General features: G+C 72.9%; 1 protein-coding gene. It reads right to left on the bottom strand.

The features are described 5' to 3' along the window. Nucleotides 1–18 precede the first annotated feature (18 nt). Nucleotides 19–22509 carry an SDR family NAD(P)-dependent oxidoreductase gene (locus ACGFZK_RS36135; RefSeq protein ID WP_393853070.1) on the bottom strand — a complete coding sequence of 7497 codons (22491 nt, stop codon included), beginning with the start codon at nucleotides 22507–22509 and terminating at the stop codon, nucleotides 19–21. Nucleotides 22510–22515 lie beyond the last annotated feature (6 nt).

Below are 22515 nucleotides of genomic sequence, written 5' to 3'. Positions count from 1 at the left end.
CGGAGCCGAGCCGTCGCATCACGAGATCCCGAACTCCTTGCCGATGAAGTCGAAGAGGTCGTCGTCGGTCGCGGTCTCGAGCGCCTCGGCCACATCGGCGTCGTCGGCGCCCGCGGGTTCGCCGGCCTCGCTCCAGGCGGCCAGCAGTGCCTGCAGACGCTCGGTGATGCGGGTGCGGCCGTCGTCGTCGGGCACGGACGCGACGAGCGTCTTCTCCAGCCGGTCGAGTTCGGCGAGCAGCGGGGGAACCGCCGCGGCACCGTCCTGCCAGAGCTCGTCCCGCAGGTACTCCACCAGGGCGTCCGGTGTCGGGTAGTCGAAGACGAGGGTGGCGGGGAGCCGTACGCCGGTCGCGGCGCCGAGCCTGTTGCGCAGCTCGACGGCGGTCAGCGAGTCGAAGCCGACCTCGCTGAACGAGCGTGCCGGGTCGACCGCTTCGGGCCCGGCGAAGCCGAGTACGGCCGCGACGTAGGTGCAGACAAGCTCCAGCAGCGCCTCGTCCCGCGCGGCCGGTGAGAGCCCGGCCAGGCGCTCCCGCAGCGCGGTCCCGCCGTCCGTGCCGGTGTCGGCGGTGCCTGCGGCGCGGCGGGTGGGGGTACGGACGAGGCCGCTGAGCAGCGGCGGCAGCATGCCACCACTACTGACCTGTGCCCGGAGGGCACCCAGATCCAGCCTCACCGGAACGAACAATGCCTGCTCGGACGTGGACGCGGCATCGAACAACGCCACACCCTCCTGAGCGGAGAGCCCACCGACACCACCACGGCCCAGACGCGACACCTCATCGGCGCCCAGCCCGCCCGCCATACCGGCGGACCCGGCCCAAAGACCCCAGGCAAGGGATGTGGCCGCCAGGCCATGAGCCCTGCGGTGCTGAGCCAGAGCGTCCAGGAACACGTTCGCCGCCGCATAGTTCGCCTGACCGGCACCACCGAACACACCAGCAGCCGACGAGAACAACACGAACAACGACAGATCAAGACCACGGGTCAGCTCATGCAGATTCCAGGCCGCATCCACCTTCGGACGCAACACCCCCGACACACGCTCAGGCGTGAGCGACGCAACCACACCGTCATCCAGCACACCAGCCGTATGCACCACACCCGACAACGGATACTCGGCAGGAATCCCGCCCAGAACGGACTCAAGCGCATCACGGTCGGCCACATCACACGCCGCCCACCGCACATCGGCACCCCACCCGGCCAACTCCGCTGACAGTTCAGCAGCACCCTCCGCAGCCCCACCACGACGACTCACCAACAACAGACGCCGCACACCACGCTCAACCACCAGATGACGGGCGAACAAACCACCCAACGTGCCACTTGCACCCGTCACCAACACCGTTCCGTCGGAGCCGAGTTCGGGCACAGCCTCCACAGTGAGACCGGAACGCGTCAGCCTGGGCACCCGCACCGCGCCACCCCGCACCGTGACCTCCGGTTCGCCCGAGGCGAGCGCGGCAGTCAGGGCACGGTAGGAAGCGTCGGTGCCGTCGGTGTCGGCCAGGACGAAGCGGCCCGGGTTCTCCGACTGGGCGGACCGCACCAGACCCCACACCGGAGCGTGGACCAGATCGGTCACATCCTCGCCCGGCACAGCAGCCACCGCACCCCGCGTCAGGAACACCAGACGCCCATCCGCGAACCGCTCGTCCGCCAGCCACTCCTGCACCAGACCCAGCACACGCTCGACCGCCGCATGCACCGCACCCGCCACTTCCTGCGAGTCCGCCGTGGAGAGCGGGACGCACACGAGCTCGGGTACCGCCCGGCCCGTGTCGGCGAGCGCCGCGAGTCCGGTGTGGGTCTCGTAACGGACACCCACGGAATCGAGTCCCGCGTGGCCGGACCCGTCGTCCGCCAGAAGAGCCCAGGGGCGCTCTTCGGCAGCGGACAGCGGGGTGAGCGGGAGAGCGGTCCAGTCGATCTGGAAGAGCGACTCGTGCCGGCCGCCGCGCGCCGCGCCGATCTGGTCGGGCGAGACCGCCCGCAGCACCAGCGATTCGACCGAGGCGACCGGTGCACCCGCTGCGTCGGCGAGTTGCAGCGACACGGCGTCGCGGCCGGCCGGGGCCAGCCGGACCCGTACCGCGGACGCGCCGGCCGCGTGCAGGGACACATTGCTCCAGGCGAAGGGAAGCCGTCCCTGACCTGTGCTCTCCACGAGACCGCCGAGACCCGCCGCGTGCAGCGTCGCGTCCAGAAGGGCCGGGTGCAGCCCGAACCATTCCGCCGATTCCGCGGACTCCTCGTCCAGGCTCACTTCGGCGTACACCCCGTCGCCGTGCAGCCATGCCGAACGCAGGCCCTGGAAAGCCGGACCGTAGTCGAACCCGGCCGCGGCCAGGCCCTCGTACAGGCCCTCGATGTCGACCGGTTCGGCACCGGCCGGGGGCCAGGCGGCGAAATCGAAGGCGGGGGCCGCCGCGCCGGTGGTGAGCACGCCGCTGGCATGCCGCGTCCACGGCTCGTCGGCGGGAGCGTCCTCGTCGCGGGAGTACAGCGACAGACCTCGCCGTCCGGACTCGTCGGCGGCGGCAACGGTGAGCCGCAGCTGCACACCGCCCCGCTCGGGCACCACCAGCGGTGCCTGCAGCGTCAGCTCCTCCAGTACGTCGCAGCCGACCTGGTCACCTGCCCGGACGGCGAGTTCCACGAAGGCCGTGCCCGGGAGAAGGACCGAGCCCAGAACGGCGTGGTCCGCGAGCCACGGCTGAGTGACGAGGGACAGCCTGCTGGTGAACAGGAAGCCGTCCGAGTCGGGCAGCTCGACGGCCGCGCCCAGAAGGGGGTGGTTCGTCGCGCCGAGCCCGAATCCGGTCGCGTCGCCCGGGCCGGCCTGCACCGCGGCCGAGTTCAGCCAGTACCAGTCACGCTGGAAGGCGTAGGTGGGCAGCTCGACGCGCTGGGCGCCGGTGCCGGAGAAGTACGTCTCCCAGTCGACGGACGTGCCGTGGGTGTGGGCGTGGGCGAGGGCCGTGGTGATCGTCTCGGGCTCGGGGCGGCCCTTGCGAAGAGCGGGCGCGAACAGCGCTTCGTCGCCCGTCAGGCAGTCCTGGGCCATGGCCGAGAGGATGCCGTCGGGGCCGAGTTCGATGTACGTGGTGACGCCCGCGGCTTCCAGCGTGCGGATGCCGTCCAGGAAACGGACGGCCTCACGGACGTGCCGGACCCAGAAGTCCGCCGAGCCCATCTCATCGGTGACCAGCGCCCCGGTGAGGTTGGAGACGACCGGGATCCGCGGAGTCCCGTACGACAACCCCTCCGCCACCTTGCGGAAGTCGGCGAGCATGCCGTCCATGTGCGGCGAATGGAACGCATGGCTGACCGTGAGCCGCTTCGTCTTGCGGCCGGTGAAGGACTCGGCGATCGCCACCGCCTCGGCCTCGTCACCCGCGACGACGACCGACTGCGGACCGTTGACGGCGGCGATGCTCACCCGGTCGGTCAGCAGCGGGAGCACTTCCTCTTCGGTGGCCTGGACGGCGACCATGGCTCCGCCGGTGGGCAGCGCCTGCATCAGCCGGCCGCGGGCGGCGACCAGCGTGCACGCATCGTCGAGGGACAGCACCCCCGCCACATGCGCGGCCGCAATCTCACCGATCGAATGACCCGCCAGGAAGTCCGGCTTCACACCCCACGACTCCACCAGGCGGAACAGTGCCACCTCGACCGCGAAGAGAGCGGGCTGGGTGTACGCGGTCTGGTCCAGCAGATCGCCCTCGGCAGCGAACAGCACCTGCTTCAAGGGCACTTCGAGTCGCGGGTCCAGCTCGTCGCAGATCGTGTCCAGGGCCTGCGCGAACACGGGATACGCCTCGTACAGCTCCCGGCCCATCCCCAGCCGCTGGCTGCCCTGCCCGGTGAACAGGAACGCAAGCTTTCCGCCACCCGCCGTCCCACGCGTCAGACCAGCCGCCATGCCCTCCGACTCCAACGCAGCCAGCGAACGCAACAACTCCTCCCGGTCACCAGCCACCACCACCGCACGGTGATCGAAGACCGCACGCCTCGTCGCCAGCGAATAGGCCACATCAACAGCCCCGGCCCCGGCCACCTCCGGCGAAGCCTCCACATGCGCCCTCAGCCGCGCAGCCTGACCACGCAACGCCTCCACCGACTTCGCCGACAACACGAACGGCAGCACCCGCGAACCCTCACCCGAGGAGCCCGGCTCGACCACGCGGACCGGAGCGAACTCCTCCGGTGCCTGCTCGATGATCGTGTGCGCATTGGTGCCACTGATACCGAACGACGACACACCCGCGCGCCGCGGACGGCCCGTCTCCGGCCACGGGACGGACTCGGTGAGCAGCGAGACCGCGCCGTCCTCCCAGTCCACATGCGGAGTCGGCTCATCGACGTGCAGGGTCTTCGGCAGCACACCGTGCCGGATGGCCATGATCATCTTGATGATGCCGGCGACGCCGGCAGCCGCCTGCGTGTGACCCATGTTCGACTTGATGGAGCCCAGCCACAGCGGCTGGTCCGCCTCGCGCTCACGGCCGTACGTGGCCAGGAGTGCCTGCGCCTCGATCGGGTCGCCCAGGGTGGTGCCGGTGCCGTGCGCCTCCACGACATCGATCTGGTCACTGGTCAGCCGGGCTCCTGCGAGGGCCTGGCGGATCACCCGCTGCTGCGAGGGGCCGTTCGGAGCGGTCAGGCCGTTGCTGGCACCGTCCTGGTTGATCGCCGAGCCTCGCACGATCGCCAGGACCCGGTGGCCCTTGGCCCGCGCGTCCGACAGCCGCTCGACGAGCAGCATGCCCGCGCCTTCGGCCCAGCTGGTGCCGTCGGCCGCAGCCGCGAAGGACTTGATGCGGCCGTCGGCGGCCAGGCCGCGCTGGCGACTGAACTCGGTGAAGGTGCCCGGCGTCGACATGACGGTGACACCTCCGGCCAGCGCCATCGTGCACTCGCCGTTGCGCAGCGCCTGGATCGCCCAGTGCAGGGCGACGAGAGACGACGAGCAGGCCGTGTCGACGGTGACCGCCGGGCCCTCCAGGCCGAAGGCGTACGAGACGCGGCCGGAGGCGATGCTGCCGGAGTTTCCGGTGCCGAGGTAGCCCTCGACCCCGTCCGGAACGGAGGTGATCCGGGTCGCGTAGTCGTGGTACATGATGCCCGCGAAGACACCGGTCCGGCTGCCGCGCACCGAGGCCGGGTCGATCCCGGCCCGCTCGAACGCCTCCCACGACGTTTCGAGGAGCAGCCGCTGCTGCGGGTCCATCGCCACGGCCTCGCGCGGCGAGATCCCGAAGAACGCCGGGTCGAACCGGCCCGCGTCGTGCAGGAAGCCGCCCGACCGGGTGTAGCTGGTGCCCTTGCCGTCCGGGTCCGGGTCGTACAGCGACTCGAGGTCCCAGCCGCGGCCCTGGGGGAACTCCGAGATGGCGTCGCCGCCACCCACCACCAGGCGCCAGAGGTCCTCGGGGGTCTCGACCCCGCCGGGGTACCGGCAGCTCATGCCGACGATCGCGACCGGATCGTCGTCGAGCGAGGTCCCGGGGCGCGTGGGGGCGATCGTGGCCGTATCCGTCGGCTCCTCCAGGCCCAGCACCTCGCTGCGCAGGAACTCGGCGAGCGCATTCGGGGTCGGGTAGTCGAAGACGAGGGTGGCGGAGAGGCGTTCGCCGGTGGCGGCGCCGAGCCTGTTGCGCAGCTCGACCGAGGTCAGCGAGTCGAAGCCGAGCTCCTTGAACGCCCGGTCGGCCGGTACCTCGTCGGTCGACGCGTGGCCGAGTACGGCCGCCACCTCGGCCCGGACCAGGTCCAGCAGGGCCGCGTCCCGCTCGTCGGCGGGCAGCCCGGCCAGTCGCGTACGGAGTGCCGACCCGCCGGCCGCGCTTCCCTGTCCCGCTGCCCGGCGTACCGGCACGCGGACCAGGCCGCGCAGCAGGTCCGGAAGCACTCCGCTGCGGGCCTGGGCGCGCAGGGCGGCCAGGTCGAGCGGGAGGGGGACGAGCAGTGCGTCGGTGGTGCGCTGTGCGGCGTCGAAGAGGGCGAGACCGGTCTCGGGCTCGAGAGCGGTGATACCGCCGCGGTTGATGCGCTCACGGTCGGACTCCGTCAGGTCACCGCCCATGCCACCCACACCGGCCCAGAGACCCCAGGCAAGGGAAGTAGCCGCCAGACCCTGCGCCCTGCGGTGCTGAGCCAGAGCGTCCAGGAACACGTTCGCCGCCGCATAGTTCGCCTGACCGGCACCACCGAACACACCAGCAGCCGACGAGAACAACACGAACAACGACAGATCAAGACCACGGGTCAGCTCGTGCAGATTCCAGGCCGCATCCACCTTCGGACGCAACACCCCCGACACACGCTCAGGCGTGAGCGACGCAACCACACCGTCATCCAGCACACCAGCCGTATGCACCACACCCGACAACGGATACTCGGCCGGAATCCCGCCCAGAACGGCCTCCAGCGCATCACGGTCGGCCACATCACACGCCGCCCACCGCACATCGGCACCCCACCCGGCCAGCTCGGCCGACAGTTCAGCAGCACCCTCCGCAGCCTCACCACGACGACTCACCAACAACAGACGCCGCACACCACGCTCAACCACCAGATGACGGGCGAACAAACCACCCAACGAGCCACTCGCACCCGTCACCAACACCGTGCCATCGACATCCAGCTCACCACCGGCACCACCAGCAACAGCAGCACGGACAAGACGCGGCACGAGCAGGGCCTCTTCGCGGACCGCCAGCTCGGGTTCACCGGAAGCGAGCACGGCCGACAGCACGTCCGCGTCCACTTCGCCATCACCGTCGACATCACCGTCGACATCGATCAGACCGAAACGGCCCGGGTTCTCCGACTGGGCGGAACGCACCAGACCCCACACAGCTGCCTGCACCAGGCCGGGCACCGTGTCCTGGGCGCGCGCAGCCATCGCACCCCGCGTCAGGAACACCAGACGCGCATCCGCGAACCGCTCGTCCGCCAGCCACTCCTGCACCAGACCCAGCGCACGCTCAACCGCCGCATGCACCGCACCCGCCACATCATCCGCAGCCGACCCCGGATCCGCGTCCGCGTCCGGCGCCGTGCAGGGCACCACCAGCGTCGCCGGAATCGCACCGCCCTCCGCAACAGCCGCACCCAGCGCAGCCAGGTCCGCGTACACCTGCGAACCGGCGCCCAGCATCATCCAGTCGTCCGCCGAGCCGGCCGCGCCGCCCGTAGGAAGCGCCGTCCATTCCACCCGGAACAGCGCGTCACGTGTGACGTCCTGCGCCGTGCTCAGCTGCTCGTGGCTCACGGCGCGCAGCGCGAGGCCGGCCACCGTCGCGACCGGCTCTCCGGCCGCGTCGGCGATGGTCAGTGCCACCTCACCGCTTCGAGCCGTGGTGAGACGTACGCGCAGCGCGGAGGCACCGACGGCGTGCAGGGACACACCGGACCAGGAGAACGGCAGCCGTCCCTCGCCGCCTTCGGTGTCCGTGCTTCCCAGCCCCAGCGCGTGCAGCGCCGCGTCGAGCAGGGCCGGGTGGAGGCCGAAGCGTCCGGCCTCGTCCTCGGTGTCCTGCGGCAGTCCGACCTCGGCGTAGAACTCGCCGTCGCGCCGCCAGGCCGCACGCAGTCCCTGGAAGACCGGACCGTATCCGAAGCCCGATTCGGCCAGCCCCTCGTACAGCCCCTCCACAGGAACGGATTCGGCGCCGGTCGGCGGCCACTCGGTGAGGCTCTGCGGGCTCCGGTCGGCCCCGACCGCGAGCACACCGGCGGCGTGGCGGGTCCACGGCGTCGCGGTGTCCACGTCCTCGCTCCGGGAGTGGAGGGCCAGGGTGCGGCGACCCGTCGCGTCGGGCGTTCCGACGGCGAGCCGCAGCTGTACGCCTCCGTGCCGGGGCAGCACCAGCGGTGCCTCCAGGGTGAGTTCGTCGATCAGGTCGCAACCGACCTGGTCGCCGGCCCGCAGCGCGAGCTCGACGAACGCCGTGCCCGGAAGGAGCACGGAGCCCATGACCGCGTGGTCGGCGAGCCACGGGTGGGTGGCCAGCGAGAGGCGGCCGGTGAAGAGGAACCCGTCCGAGTCGGGCAGCTCGACCGCGGCGCCGAGCAGCGGGTGGTCCGTCGCGCCGAGTCCCGCCGATGCGACGTCGCCCTGGGAGCGGCCCGCGTCCAGCCAGTAGACCGAGCGCTGGAAGGCGTACGTCGGCAGGGGCACGCGCTGGGCTCCGGCCGGGGCGTAGAAGGCCTGCCAGTCGACGGGCACACCGCGGACGTGAGCCGCCGCGAGCGCCGAGAGCAGCGTCTCGGCCTCGTCGCGTCCCGCCCGCAGGACGGGGGCGAAGGTGAGGTCCTGCACGCCGGTCAGGCACTCCTGGGCCATGGCCGAGAGGATGCCGTCGGGGCCGAGTTCGATGTACGTCGTGACCCCGGCGGCTTCCAGAGCACGGATGCCGTCGAGGAAGCGGACGGCTTCGCGGACGTGCCGGACCCAGAAGTCGGCCGAGCCCATCTCGTCGGTGACGGGGGCGCCGGTGAGGTTGGAGACGACGGGGATGCGCGGAGCCTCGTAGGAGAGGCCCTCCGCCACGGCCCGGAAATCCTCCAACATGCCGTCCATGTGCGGCGAATGGAACGCATGACTGACCGTGAGCCGCTTGGACTTACGGTCGGCGAAGGATTCGGCGATCGCCACCGCGTCGGCCTCGTCGCCCGCAATGACCACGGCCTGGGGGCCGTTGATCGCGGCGATGCTCACCCGGTCGGTCAGCAGCGGCAGGACCTCGTCCTCCGATGCCTGGACCGCGATCATCACACCACCGGTCGGCAGCGCCTGCATCAGCCGCCCACGAGCCTCGACCAGAGCACAGGCATCCTCCAGTGAGAACACCCCCGCCACATGCGCGGCCGCGATCTCACCGATCGAATGACCCGCCAGGAAGTCCGGCTTCACACCCCAGCTCTCCACGAGCCGGAACAACGCCACCTCAACCGCGAAGAGAGCCGGCTGCGTGTACGCGGTCTCGTCCAGCGCGGCGCCGTCGGTCCCGAACAGCACGTCCTTCAGCGGCAGTTCCAGCCGAGCACACACCGCATCCAACGCCTCCGCGAACACCGGATACGCCCCGTAGAGCTCGCGCCCCATCCCCAGCCGCTGGCTCCCCTGCCCCGTGAACAGGAACGCCGTCTTCTCACCGACCGAGGACGATCCCTGGATCAGCCCCGCTGCCGCCCGTCCCTCGGCGAGCGCGGCCAGCCCCGCGCGGAAGCCGTCGCGGTCGCCCGCCACCACCGTCGCGCGGTGCTCGAAGAGGGCGCGGCCGGTCGTCAGCGAGTGGCCGATGTCGGCGAGCGCCGTCGCCGGGTGGGTCTCCAGGTGGGAGAGCAGCTGCTCGCCCTGGGCGCGCAGGGCGTCCGGAGTGCGGGCCGAGAGGTTCCACGGAAGGGCCGCCGGGGCCGGCTCCGGCCGGCCGGCGGTCGGGGTGCCGGCGTCCGGGGCGAGCTCGATGATGGCGTGCGCGTTCGTGCCGCTCATGCCGAACGACGACACACCCGCGCGGCGCGGGCGGCCGGTCTCGGGCCAGGCCATCTGCTCGGTGAGGAGCGAGACCGCGCCCGCCGTCCAGTCCACGTGCGGTGACGGCGCGTCCACGTGCAGGGTCTTCGGCAGCACGCCGTGGTGCATTGCCTGGACCATCTTGATGATCCCGGCGACACCGGCGGCCGCCTGCGTGTGGCCGAAGTTGGACTTGATGGAGCCCAGCCACAGGGGGCTGTCCCCGGGGCGGTCCTGGCCGTACGTGGCGAGGAGGGCCTGGGCCTCGATCGGGTCGCCGAGCCGGGTGCCCGTGCCGTGTGCCTCGACGGCGTCGACCTCGGCGGACGACAGGCCCGCGTTGGCGAGGGCCTGGCGGATGACCCGCTGCTGGGACGGGCCGTTCGGGGCGGTCAGACCGTTGCTGGCGCCGTCCTGATTGACGGCGGTGCCCCGGACGACCGCCAGGACCTGGTGCCCGTTCCTGCGGGCGTCCGACAGGCGCTCGACGAGCAGCATGCCGGCGCCCTCACCCCACGCCGTACCGTCGGCGGCGGCCGCGAACGGCTTGCAACGGCCGTCGCTCGCGAGGCCGCGCTGGCGGCTGAACTCGGTGAAGACGTCGGGGGTGGTGATGATGGTGACGCCGCCCGCCAGGGCGAGCGAGCACTCGCCGTTGCGCAGTGCCTGTGCCGCGAGGTGCAGGGCGACGAGAGACGACGAGCAGGCCGTGTCGACGGTGACCGCGGGGCCTTCGAAGCCGAAGGTGTAGGAGACGCGGCCGGAGGCGATGCTGCTGGAGCCGCCGGTGCCGAGGTAGCCCTCGACGCCTTCGGGGACGGTGTTCAGCCGGGACACGTAGTCGTTGTGCATCTGGCCGACGAAGACGCCGACCTGCTGGCCGCGCAGGCCCGTCGGGTCGATGCCGGCCCGCTCGAACGCCTCCCAGGACGTCTCCAGCAGCAGTCGCTGCTGCGGGTCCATGGCAAGGGCCTCGCGCGGGTTGATCCCGAAGAACGCCGGGTCGAAGTGATGGGCGTCGTAGAAGAATCCGCCCTCCCTGGCGTAGGAGGTGCCGGGGCTGTCGGGGTCGGGGTCGTACAGCGCCTCGGTGTCCCAGCCGCGGTCGTCCGGGAGGTGGGAGATGCCGTCGCGTCCCTCGGCGAGCAGCTCCCACAGGTCCTCGGGAGTGCGGACGTCTCCGGGGAAGCGGCAGCTCATGGCGACGATGGCGATGGGGTCGTCGGCCTCGACGGCGGTGGCGGCGAGCTTCGGGAGGGCGGCCGCGGCCTCGGAGCCGAGGAGTTCGTCCTTGAGGTAGCCGGCCAGGACCGCGGGGGTCGGGTAGTCGAAGACGAGCGTGGCGGGCAGCCGGATGCCGGCGGCCGCGCCGATCCGGTTGCGGAACTCCACAGCGGTCAGCGAGTCGAAGCCGAGGTCCTTGAACGCGCGGGTGGGTTCGACGGCGTCGGGGGTGGCGTGGCCGAGTACGCCGGCCACCTGGTTGCGTACGAGGTCGAGCAGGAGCGGGTCGCGCTCGTTCTCGGGGAGCCGTACGAGCCGCTCCACCAGCGGGGTTCCGGTGCCCGCGGCGGTGGCCTCGACGGTCCTGCGGGCCGGCGCGCGGACCAGGCCGCGCAGCAGGGCGGGGACCTGGCTCGCGTCGGCCTGGCGCAGCGGCGCCAGGTCGAGCTGCATGGGGACGAGGAAGGCGTCGCCAGTGAGGCGTGCGGTGTCGAGCAGCGCCACGCCCTCTTCGGAGGAGAGGCCGAGGACGCCGGAGCGCGTCATCCGGTCCTTGTCGGCCGTGTCGAGTTCGCCGGTCATGCCGCTGGCCTCGGCCCACAGGCCCCAGGCCAGGGAGGTGGCGGCGAGGCCGTGGGCGTGCCGGTGCCGGGCGAGGGCGTCCAGGAAGACGTTCGCGGCGGCGTAGTTGGCCTGCCCGGCGCCGCCGAACGTTCCGGCGGCGGAGGAGAACAGTACGAAGTCGGCCAGGTCGAGGTGGCGGGTCAGCTCGTGCAGGTTCCAGGCGGCGTCCACCTTCGGGCGCAGGACCGTCGACAGGCGCTCGGGGGTGAGCGCGTCGACGACCCCGTCGTCGAGGACACCGGCGGTGTGGACGACGGCGGTCAGCGGGTGCTCGGACGGTACGGACTCGATGAGCGCGGCGAGCGCGTCACGGTCGGCTGCGTCGCAGGCGGCGACGGTGACGTCGGCACCCAGCTCCCGCAGTTCGGCGGCGAGTTCGGCCGCACCGGCGGCGGCCTCGCCGCGACGGCTCGTGAGCAGCAGGCGGCGGGCGCCGCGGGCGGTGACGGCGTGCCGGGCGACGAGTGCGCCGAGGGTGCCGGTGCCGCCGGTGATCAGGACGGTGCCCTGCGGGTTCCACTCGGTGGGCAGGGTGAGCACGATCTTGCCGACATGGCGTGCCTGGCTGAGGTAGCGGAACGCCTCGGGGGCCTGCCGCAGGTCCCAGGCGGAGACCGGTACGGGGCGCAGAGCGCCGGAGCGGAAGAGGGTGAGCAGCTCGGTGAGCATCTCCTGGATGCGGTCGAGGCCGGCCTCGGTCAGGTCGAACGCCTGGTAGCTGACGCCCGGGTGGGCGTCGGCGACGTCCTGCGGGGAGCGGACGTCGGTCTTGCCCATTTCGACGAAGCGTCCGCCGCGCGGCAGGAGCCGCAGGGAGGCGTCCACAAACTCCCTGGCCAGCGAGTCGAGTACGACGTCGACGCCGCGTCCCTGTGTGGCCGTGCGGAAGGTCTCCTCGAAGTCGAGGGTGCGGGACGAAGCGATCCTGTCGTCGCCGAGGCCGAGTCCGCGCAGGGTGTCCCACTTGGCGGGGCTCGCCGTCGCGTAGACGTCGGCGCCCCAGTGGCGGGCGAGCTGGACGGCGGCCATGCCGACTCCGCCGGCAGCGGCGTGCACGAGGAGGGACTCGCCGTCGCGCAGTCCGGCGAGGTCGTGGAGGGCGTAGTACGCCGTCATGAAGACGATGGGTACGGACGCTGCCTCGGCGAAGGTCCAGCCCTCGGGCATCGGGGCGATCATGCGGCGGTCGACGACGGTGAGCGGGCCGAACGCGCCGGGCAGCATGCCCATGACGCGGTCGCCGGCTGCGAGGTCGGTGACGCCGGGGCCCGTCTCCAGCACGATGCCAGCGCCTTCGCTGCCCATGAGGCCCGGGTCGCCGGGGTACATGCCGAGGGCGTTGAGCACATCGCGGAAGTTGAGGCCCGCGGCGCGGACGGCCACGCGGACCTGGCCGGGCTCCAGGGGTGCTTCGGACTCCGGGCTGGGGACGAGGGTGAGGTTCTCTAGGGTTCCCTTGTCCTCGATGTCCATGCGCCAGGCGGACTCGCCCGGGGGCGGGGTCAGCGGGGTGGCGGCGGGGACGCGGGCGAGGCGGGGGGCGTGGACGGTGCCGCGGCGGATCGCGAGCTGCGGCTCGCCGGTGGCGAGTGCGGCAGCGAGGGCGTCCGTCGAGGCCGGGTCGGCGTCGAGGTCGGCCAGGAGGAACCGGTCGGGATTCTCGGACTGGGCGGTGCGTACCAGTCCCCACACGGGTGCGTGGGTGAGGTCGGCGAGGTCCCAGTCGCTCTGGGTGGCGATCGCGCCGCGGGTGACGAACACCAGGCGGGACGCGGCGAACCGGTCGTCGGCGAGCCATGCCTTGACGAGGCGCAGTGCCTCGTGGGTGGCCGTGTGGACGGCGTCGGCGGAGGCGGCGGCGGCGGGGGTGTGGTGCACCAGGACGTACGCGGGTGCCGGGGCGCCCGCTTCGACTGCCGCGCCGAGGGCGTCCAGGTCGGTGTGCGCACGTCCGGGAAGGGATGTGCCGGCGGTGTGGCCGTCCGGGCCGATGACGGCCCACTCGTCCGTGGTGCCGGGGACGTCGGACGGCAGCGGCACGGTGGCCCAGTCGATCCGGAACAGGGACTCGTGGTGTGCGGAGCGTGCGCTGCCGAGCTGGTCGGCGGAGACGGGCCGCAGCGTCAGGTGGCCGACGGCGGCGACGGGAGCGCCGGTGGTGTCGGCGAGCTGGAGGGAGAGGGTGTCCCGTCCGTCGGGGGTGAGGCGTACGCGCAGCGCGGACGCGCCGACGGCGTGCAGGGACACACCGCGCCAGGAGAACGGCAGCCGGCCCTGCTGATCCCCGTCGGGGGACGGCTGGACGAAGGTGCCGTGCAGGGCTGCGTCGAGAAGCGCCGGGTGCAGGCCGAACCGGGCGGCCTCGGCCTGCCGGTCGTCGGGCAGGGCGACCTCGGCGTACACGTCGTCGCCGAGGAGCCAGGCGGCACGCAGGCCCTGGAAGACGGGACCGTAGGCGAAGCCGCCCCGGCCGAGGTGTTCGTAGAGGCCGTCGACACCGACGGCTTCGGCGCCCGGCGGCGGCCACGCGGTCAGGTCGAAGGCGGGTGCCTGCGCCCCGGTGGCGAGGACACCACTGGCGTGGCGGGTCCACGGCTCGTCGGCGGGGGCGTCCGGGTCGCTCGAATACACGTCCAGGGTGCGCCGGCCGGACGCGTCGGGCGCTCCGACCACGATCTGGAGGCGCGCCGCGGCCTGCGGGGCGAGAATCAGCGGGGCTTCGAGGGTGAGCTCTTCGAGGAGGTCGCAGCCGGCCTGGTCGCCCGCGCGGATGGCCAGTTCGACGAACGCGGTGCCCGGCAGCAGGACGTTGCCCATGACGGCGTGGTCGGCCAGCCAGGGGTGGGTGTCGAGCGAGAGACGGCCGGTGAACAGGAATCCTTCGCCGTCGGCGAGGGCGACGGCGGCGCCGAGCAGCGGGTGGTGGGCCGCGCCCAGACCTGCCGATTCGACGTCGCCGACGTAGCCGGCCGGGGCTTCCAGCCAGAACCGCTCGCGCTGGAAGGCGTAGGTGGGCAGTTCGACGCGGCGGGCGCCGGTGCCGGCGAAGTACGCGGACCAGTCGAGCGGCACCCCTCGGGTGTGGGCTGCGGCCATCGCGGCGGTCAGTGCTTCGGCCTCGCCTCGGTCGCGGCGCAGCGCCGGTACGAAGACGGCGGGGTCGGCCGCGTCGTCGGGGTCGGTGAGGCAGTCGCGGCCGAGGCCGGACAGCACGCCCTGCGGCCCGAGTTCGAGGTAGGTGGTGACGTGCTCGGCGTCCAGGGTGCGGATTCCGTCGAGGAAGCGGACCGCTTCACGGACATGGGAGACCCAGTGCTCGGCGGTGCGCAGTTCGTCGCCGGCGACCGTTCCCGTGAGGTGCGTGACGACCGGGAGGGCGGGCGCCCGGTACGTCAGGGACTCGGCGACCTCGCGGAAGGCGTCGAGCATGCCGTCCATCAGCGGTGAGTGGAAGGCGTGGCTGACGGTGAGCCGCTTGGTGCGCCGGCCGCGCCGGTCGAACTCGGCGGCGATCTCCAGCGCGAGGGCCTCGTCGCCGGAGATGACGACGGCGGAGGCGGAGTTGACGGCGGCGATGCCGATCCGGTCCTCGTGGCCGGCCAGCAGCGGCAGGACCTCGTCCTCGGTGGCGGTCAGCGCGATCATGGCGCCGCCCTCGGGCAGTTGTTGCATGAGGCGGCCCCGCGCGGCGACCAGGGTGGCCGCGTCGGGCAGCGAGAGGACGCCCGCGACGTGCGCGGCGGTGATCTCGCCGATGGAGTGCCCGGCTACGAAGTCGGGGCGCACGCCCCATGATTCGACGAGCCGGTAGAGGGCGGTCTCCAGCGCGAACAGGGCGGGCTGGGTGAAGCCGGTCCGGTTCAGCAGGTCGCCGTCGTCGGCGAACAGGACGTCCTTGAGGGGCTGTTCGAGGTGCTGGTCCAGCTCGGCGCAGACCGAGTCCAGCGCGTCGGCGAAGGCGGGGTACGTCTCGTACAGCTCGCGTCCCATGCCGGGGCGCTGGCTGCCCTGTCCGGTGAACAGGATCGCCGTCCGGCCGTCGGCGGCGGGGTGCTGGACCAGCCGGGCGCTGTCGTGGCCCTCGGCCAGGGCGGTGAGCCCGGCGAGGAGCTCCGTACGGTCGTGCGCGACGACGGCGGCCCTGCGGTCCAGGGAGGTACGGGTGGTGGCGAGGGAGAGCGCCACATCGGCGGGGGCGGCCTCGGGCCGCTGAGCGAGATGGTCGATGAGCCGGGCTGCCTGGGCGCGCAGCGCGGCAGGGGTCCGGCCGGAGAGGGCGAACGGCAGGGGGGTGCCGGCGGGCAGGCCGGAGTCGGTGCCGGCGGCGGGCTCCTCGGCGGGCGGCTGCTCGATGATGACGTGGGCGTTGGTGCCGCTGACGCCGAAGGAGGAGATGCCCGCGCGACGGGGGCGGCCCGCGTCGGGCCACTCGGCGGCCTCGGTGAGCAGCGAGACCGCGCCCGCGGTCCAGTCGATGTGCGGGGACGGCTCACCGATGTGCAGCGACGGCGGCATGACGCCGTGACGCATGGCGAGGACCATCTTGATGATGCCCGCCGCGCCCGCCGCGGCCTGGGTGTGGCCGATGTTGGACTTGATGGAGCCGAGCCGGAGCGGCCGGTCGCCGGGGCGGTCCTGGCCGTAGGTGGCGAGCAGGGCCTGGGCCTCGATGGGGTCGCCGAGGGTGGTGCCGGTGCCGTGGGCCTCGACGGCGTCGACGTCGGCGGTGGTCAGGCCCGCGTTGGCGAGGGCCTGGCGGATGACGCGCTGCTGCGAGGGGCCGTTCGGGGCGGTGAGGCCGTTGCTGGCGCCGTCCTGGTTGACGGCGGTGCCGCGGACGACGGCCAGGATCTGGTGACCGTTGCGTCGGGCGTCGGAGAGCCGCTCGACGAGGATCATGCCCGCGCCCTCGGCCCAGCCGGTGCCGTCGGCGTCGGCGGAGAAGGACTTGCAGCGGCCGTTGGTGGCGAGGCCGCGCTGGCGGCTGAAGTCGATGAAGGTGTCCGGGGTGGACATGACGGTGACACCGCCCGCGAGGGCCATGTCGCACTCGCCGTTGCGCAGGGCCTGCGCTGCGAGGTGCAGGGCGACCAGCGACGAGGAGCAGGCCGTGTCGACGGTGACGGCGGGGCCTTCGAGCCCGAACGTGTACGAGATCCGGCCGGAGGCGACACTGCCCGCGGTGCCGGTTCCGAGGTAGCCCTCCAGGCCCTCGGGCACGGCCGGGAGCCGGGTCAGGTAGTCGTGGTACATGACGCCGGCGAACACGCCGGTGCGGCTGCCGCGTACGGACGCGGGGTCGATCCCGGCCCGCTCGAACGCCTCCCAGGACGTCTCCAGGAGGAGCCGCTGGTGCGGGTCCATGGCGAGGGCTTCGCGCGGGTTGATGCCGAAGACGTCCGGGTCGAAGTCGGCGGCGTCGTGCAGGAAGCCGCCCTCCCGGGTGTACGAGGTCCCGGCCCGGCCGGGATCGGAGTCGTACAGCGCGTCGAGGTTCCAGCCCCGGTCCGTGGGGAACGGCGAGATCGCGTCGACGGAGCCTGCGACGAGCTGCCACAGTTCCTCGGGGGTGGTGACCCCACCGGGGTAGCGACAGCTCATGCCGACGATGGCGATGGGCTCGTCGTCGACGGCGGTGACGGCCACGACCGGAGCCGAGTCCGCCGCGTCGCCGAGGAGTTCGGTCCGCAGGAACGCGGAGAGCGCGTTCGGGGTGGGGTAGTCGAAGACGAGGGTGGCGGGCAGCCGCACGCCGGTGGCGGAGCCGAGGCGGTTGCGCAGCTCGACGGCGGTCAGCGAGTCGAAGCCGAGCTCCTTGAAGGCGCGGCCGGGGTCGACGGCCTCCGGGCCGGGGTAGCCGAGGACGGCGGCGACCTGGACACGGACGGTGTCGAGGAGCAGCCGGTCGCGCTCAGCGGCGGTCAGGGGCAGCAGGCGCTCGGTGAGGCCACCGGCCGGGGCGGCGTCCGGGGACTCGACCGACCTGCGGGCGGGCCCGCGGACCAGGCCGCGCAGGAGCGCGGGGACCATGCTCGCGTCGGCGTGGCGCAGGGCTGCCAGGTCGAGGTGCATGGGGACGGCGGTGGGGTCGCCCACGGCTCGGGCGGTGTCCAGAAGCGCCAGGCCCTCGGCGGACGACAGGGCGGCGACTCCGGCGCGGGAGATCCGTTCCAGGTCGGCGTCGGCGAGGTCGCCGGTCATGCCGCTGCGTTCGGCCCACAGGCCCCAGGCGAGGGCGGTGGCGGGCAGTCCTTCGGCGCGGCGTCGCTGGGCGAGCGCGTCGAGGAAGGTGTTGGCGGCGGCGTAGTTGGCCTGGCCGGGGCCGCCGAGGGTGCCGGCGGCGGCGGAGAACAGCACGAATGCCGCGAGGTCCAGCTCCCGGGTCAGCTCGTGCAGGTTCACGGCCGCGTCGACCTTGGCGGGCAGGACCGCGTCGATGCGCTCGGGCGTGAGCGCTTCGAGGATGCCGTCGTCGAGGACGCCCGCGGTGTGGACGACGGCGGTCAGCGGGTGCTCGGACGGTATGGACGCGATGAGCGCGGCGAGCGCGTCACGGTCGGCTGCGTCGCAGGCGGCCAGGGTGACGTCGGCGCCCAGCTCCTGCAGTTCGGCCAGGAGTTCGGCCGCACCGGCGGCGGCCTCGCCGCGACGGCTGGTCAGCAGCAGGTGGCGTATGCCGTGCTCGGCGACGAGGTGCCGGGCGACGAGGCCGCCGAGGGTGCCGGTGGCGCCGGTGACCAGGGCGGTGCCGTCGGGATCGAGTGCGGGCGCCTCCTGGCCGGGCGCGGCGGCGACGCGGGCGAGCCGGGGCACGAGGGCCTTGCCCGCGCGCAGGGCGAGCTGCGGCTCGGCCGTGGCGAGCGCGGCGGGCAGGGCACGCAGGGAGTCCTCGCGTCCGTCCAGGTCGAGCAGGACGAACCGGTCGGGGTGCTCGGACTGTGCGGAGCGCAGCAGACCCCACAGCGGGGCGTGGGTCAGGTCGGCGACATCGGAGCCGGCCGTGGTGGCGACGGCGTCACGGGTGACGAACACCAGCCGGGAGCCGGCGAACCGGTCGTCGGCGAGCCAGGCCTGGGCCAGCTCCAGGGTGCGGTGCAGGGCGTCGGCGACGGCGGTGGGCAGCGCGGTGTCGACGGGAGTCGCCGAGGGGACGCCGGACGCGGGGAACGGGACGACGACGGCCTGCGGGACGGGCCCGCCCGCGTCCAGCGCCGTGCCGAGGGCGGCGAGGTCGGCGTGGGCGGCGGCGGTGGGCAGCGCGGTGACGAACTCCGTACGGGAGTCGCCCAGCAAGGCCCACTGGCCCGCCGCGACGGTGGTGGCGGCCGGGAGGGGCGCACCGGTCCATTCCACACGGAACAGGGAGTCGTGGAAGGCGGTACGGGCGGCGTGCACCTGGTCCGGGGAGACGGGCCGCAGCAGCAGTGCGTCGACGGAGGCGACGGGCGTTCCGGTCTCGTCGGCGAGGGTCACCGACACGGTGTCGTTGCCCGCGGGTGCGAGCCGTACGCGCAGGGCGCGGGCGCCGACCGCCCGGAGAGCGACACCGCTCCAGGAGAACGGCAGCCTGCCGTGTTCGGTCTCGTCAAGGAGCGAGCCGATGCCGACGGCGTGCAGCGCGGCGTCCAGCAGCGCGGGGTGCAGACCGAACAGGGCGGCCTCGGCGTGCGCCTGCTCCGGCAGGCGGACCTCGGCGAAGACCTCGTCGCCGCGCTGCCAGGCGCCGGCCAGACCCTGGAAGACCGGACCGTAGGCGAAGCCGGACTCGGTGAGGTAGTCGTACAGGCCCTCGACCTCGACCTTGGTGGCGTTCTTCGGCGGCCAGCTGGTGAGGTCGGCGAGGGGCTCGCGGGCGCCTCGGGCGGCGGTGGCGAGGAAGCCGGTGGCGTGCCGGGTCCAGGCGCCCTCGCCCCAGGTGTCGTCGGCGGCGTCCTCGGGCCGGGAGTGCAGGGTCAGCGAGCGGCGGCCCTCGGTGTCGGGCGCGCCCACGGCGAGCTGGATCTGCACCCCGCCGTGCGGGGGCAGCACCAGCGGCGCCTCCAGGGTGAGTTCGTCCAGCAGGTCGCAGCCGGTGTGGTCGCCGGCCCGGAGGGCGAGTTCGACGAAGGCGGTGCCGGGCAGCAGCACGGTGTCCATCACCGTGTGGTCGGCGAGCCAGGGGTGGGTGGCCAGCGAGAGCCGCCCGGTGAACAGGTGGCCGTCGCCGTCGGCGAGAGCGATGGCCGCACCCAGCAGGGGGTGGTCGGCGGAGCCGATGCCGGCGGCGGTGACGTCGCCCGCCCAGGCGGTGGGCTGCTCGGGCCAGTACAGCTCGCGCTGGAAGGCGTACGTGGGCAGGTCGATGCGGGTGGCTCCGCGCCCGGCGAAGACGGCGGACCAGTCGACGGCGACGCCGTGGACATGGGCCTGGGCGACGGCTGTTGCGAACGCGGACGCCTCGGGACGGTCGCCGCGCAGGACGGGCACGAAGACGGCGTCCTGGCCCGTGACGCACTCCTGCGCCAGGGCGGTGAGGACCCCGCCCGGGCCCACCTCGACGAACGTGGTGACGCCCTGCGCGGTGAGCTTGCGGACGCCGTCCAGGAAGCGGACGGCCTCGCGGACGTGGCGTACCCAGTAGTCGGCGGCGCAGATCTCCTCCGCGGTGACGGAGGCGCCGGTCAGGTTGGAGACGATCGGGATGACGGGCGGCGCGTACGCGACGCTCTCGGCGACCTCACGGAACGCGTCGAGCATGCCGTCCATCAGCGGCGAGTGGAAGGCGTGGCTGACCGTGAGGCGCTTCGTCCTGCGGCCTCGCGCGCGCAGGGTCTCGGCGAGTGCCGTGGCGGCGTCCTCGTCGCCCGAGACGACCACGGACCGGGGGCCGTTGACGGCGGCGATGCTCACCCGGCCGGTGAGCAGCGGTGCGACCTCGTCCTCGGTGGCCTCGACGGCGATCATCGCGCCCCCGGTGGGCAGCGCCTGCATGAGCCGGCCGCGGGCGGCGACGAGCTTGGCCGCATCGGCGAGGGTGAGCACGCCGGAGACATGGGCGGCGGCGAGTTCGCCGATGGAGTGGCCGATGAGGAAGTCGGCGCCGACGCCCCACTGTTCGAGCTGCCGGAACAGGGAGACCTCGACGGCGAACAGGGCGGCCTGGGTGTAGGCGGTCTCGTCGAGCAGGTCCGCCTCGGGCGTGCCTTCGGCGGCGAACAGCACGTCGAACAGGGGCCGTTCGAGGTACTGGTCCAGCTCGATGCGGACCTCGTCGAGGGCGCGGGCGAAGCCGGGATGCGTGGCGTACAGCTCACGTCCCATGCCCAGGCGCTGGCTGCCCTGGCCCGTGAAGAGGAAGGCGGTCTTGCCCTCGCTCACCGCGCCCAGGACGGGGGCGGCGGGCTGCTCGCCGCCGGCGAGGGCGGTGAGGTCGGCGAGCAGGCTTTCGCGGTCGCCGAACAGGACGGCCCTGCGGTCGAGCGAGGACCGGCTGGTGGCGAGCGAGAAGCCGAGGTCGGTCAGGCTCTCGGTGTCGGCCGCGAGTTCGGGACGGGCGTGCAGATGGGCGGCGAGGCGTTCGGCCTGGGCGCGCAGTGCGGCGTCGCTCTGGCCCGACAGGAGCACCGGCACCGGGCCGGTGGCGCCGGCCGGCGTCCCGGTCGCGGAGGGGTTCTCGGGGTCCGTGGCGGAGGCGGGGGCGGATGCTGCCTCCGACGCCTCCGCCGTGGGCGCGGCGTCCGCGCCGGTCTCCTGCGCGTCCTCGGCGGGCGGGGCCTGCTCGATGACGGTGTGCGCGTTGGTGCCGCTGACACCGAAGGAGGAGACACCGGCGCGGCGCGGCTGGCCGGTCTGCGGCCACGGCACGGCCTCGGTCAGCAGTTTGACGTCGCCGGCGGCCCAGTCGACGTTGCCGGACGGCTGGTCGATGTGGAGCGACTCGGGCAGCACTCCGTGCTGCATGGCGAGGACCATCTTGATGATGCCCGCGACACCGGCGGCGGCCTGCGTGTGACCGATGTTCGACTTGATGGAGCCCAGCCACAGCGGGCGGCCCTCGGGACGGTTCTGGCCGTACGTGGCGAGGATGGCCTGCGCCTCGATCGGGTCGCCGAGGGTCGTGCCGGTGCCGTGCGCCTCGACGACGTCGACCTGCGCGGGGGTGAGCCCGGCGTTCGTGAGTGCCTGACGGATCACGCGCTGCTGGGACGGGCCGTTGGGCGCGGTCAGGCCGTTGCTCGCGCCGTCCTGGTTGATCGCCGAGCCACGCACGAGGGCAAGGACGGGATGACCGTTCCTGCGGGCGTCGGAGAGCCGCTCGACGAGCAGCATGCCGACGCCCTCGCCCCAACCGGTGCCGTCGGCTCCGTCGGCGAACGGCTTGCAGCGTCCGTCGGGTGCGAGCCCGCGCTGGCGGCTGAACTGCACGAACGCGCGCGGGCTCGACATGACGGTGACACCGCCCGCCAGCGCCAGCGAGCACTCGTCGTTGCGGAGCGCCTGGACGGCGAGGTGCAGGGCGACCAGCGAGGCCGAGCAGGCGGTGTCGACGGTGACGGCCGGGCCTTCGAGGCCGAAGGTGTAGGAAATGCGGCCGGAGACGACACTGGCCGCGTTTCCGGTGAGGAGATATCCCTCGACGCCCTTGGGTACTTCGCGCAGCAGCTCCGGATAGTCCTGGCCGTTGGTGCCGATGAAGACACCGGCCTTGCTGCCGCGCAGGGTCGCCGGGTCGATTCCGGCTCTTTCGAAGGTTTCCCAGGACGTTTCGAGGAGCAGGCGCTGCTGGGGGTCCATGCCGAGGGTTTCGCGCGGGCTGATGCCGAAGAAGGCCGCGTCGAATTTCCCGACGCCGTCGAGGAATCCGCCCTCACGGGTGTACGAGGTGCCCTGCTGGTCGGGGTCGGCGTCGTACAGCGACTCGATGTCCCAGCCACGGTCGACGGGGAAGTCGGTGATCGCGTCCCGACCCCCGGCCACCAGGTCCCACAGGCCCTCCGGCGACTCGATGCCGCCGGGGAACCTGCAGCTCATGCCGACGATCGCGATCGGCTCCGGCTCCTGGGCCTCGACCTCGCGAAGGCGCTGCCGCGTCTGATGCAGATCGGCCGTCACCCGCTTCAGGTAGCCGAGGATCTTGTCCTGATCTGCCATTGGAAC

Origin of the sequence: Streptomyces sp. NPDC048257, from assembly GCF_043201855.1 — a bacterium.
Classification (GTDB): Bacteria; Actinomycetota; Actinomycetes; order Streptomycetales; family Streptomycetaceae; genus Streptomyces.
This window is presented reverse-complemented; position numbering and strand designations above follow the sequence as displayed.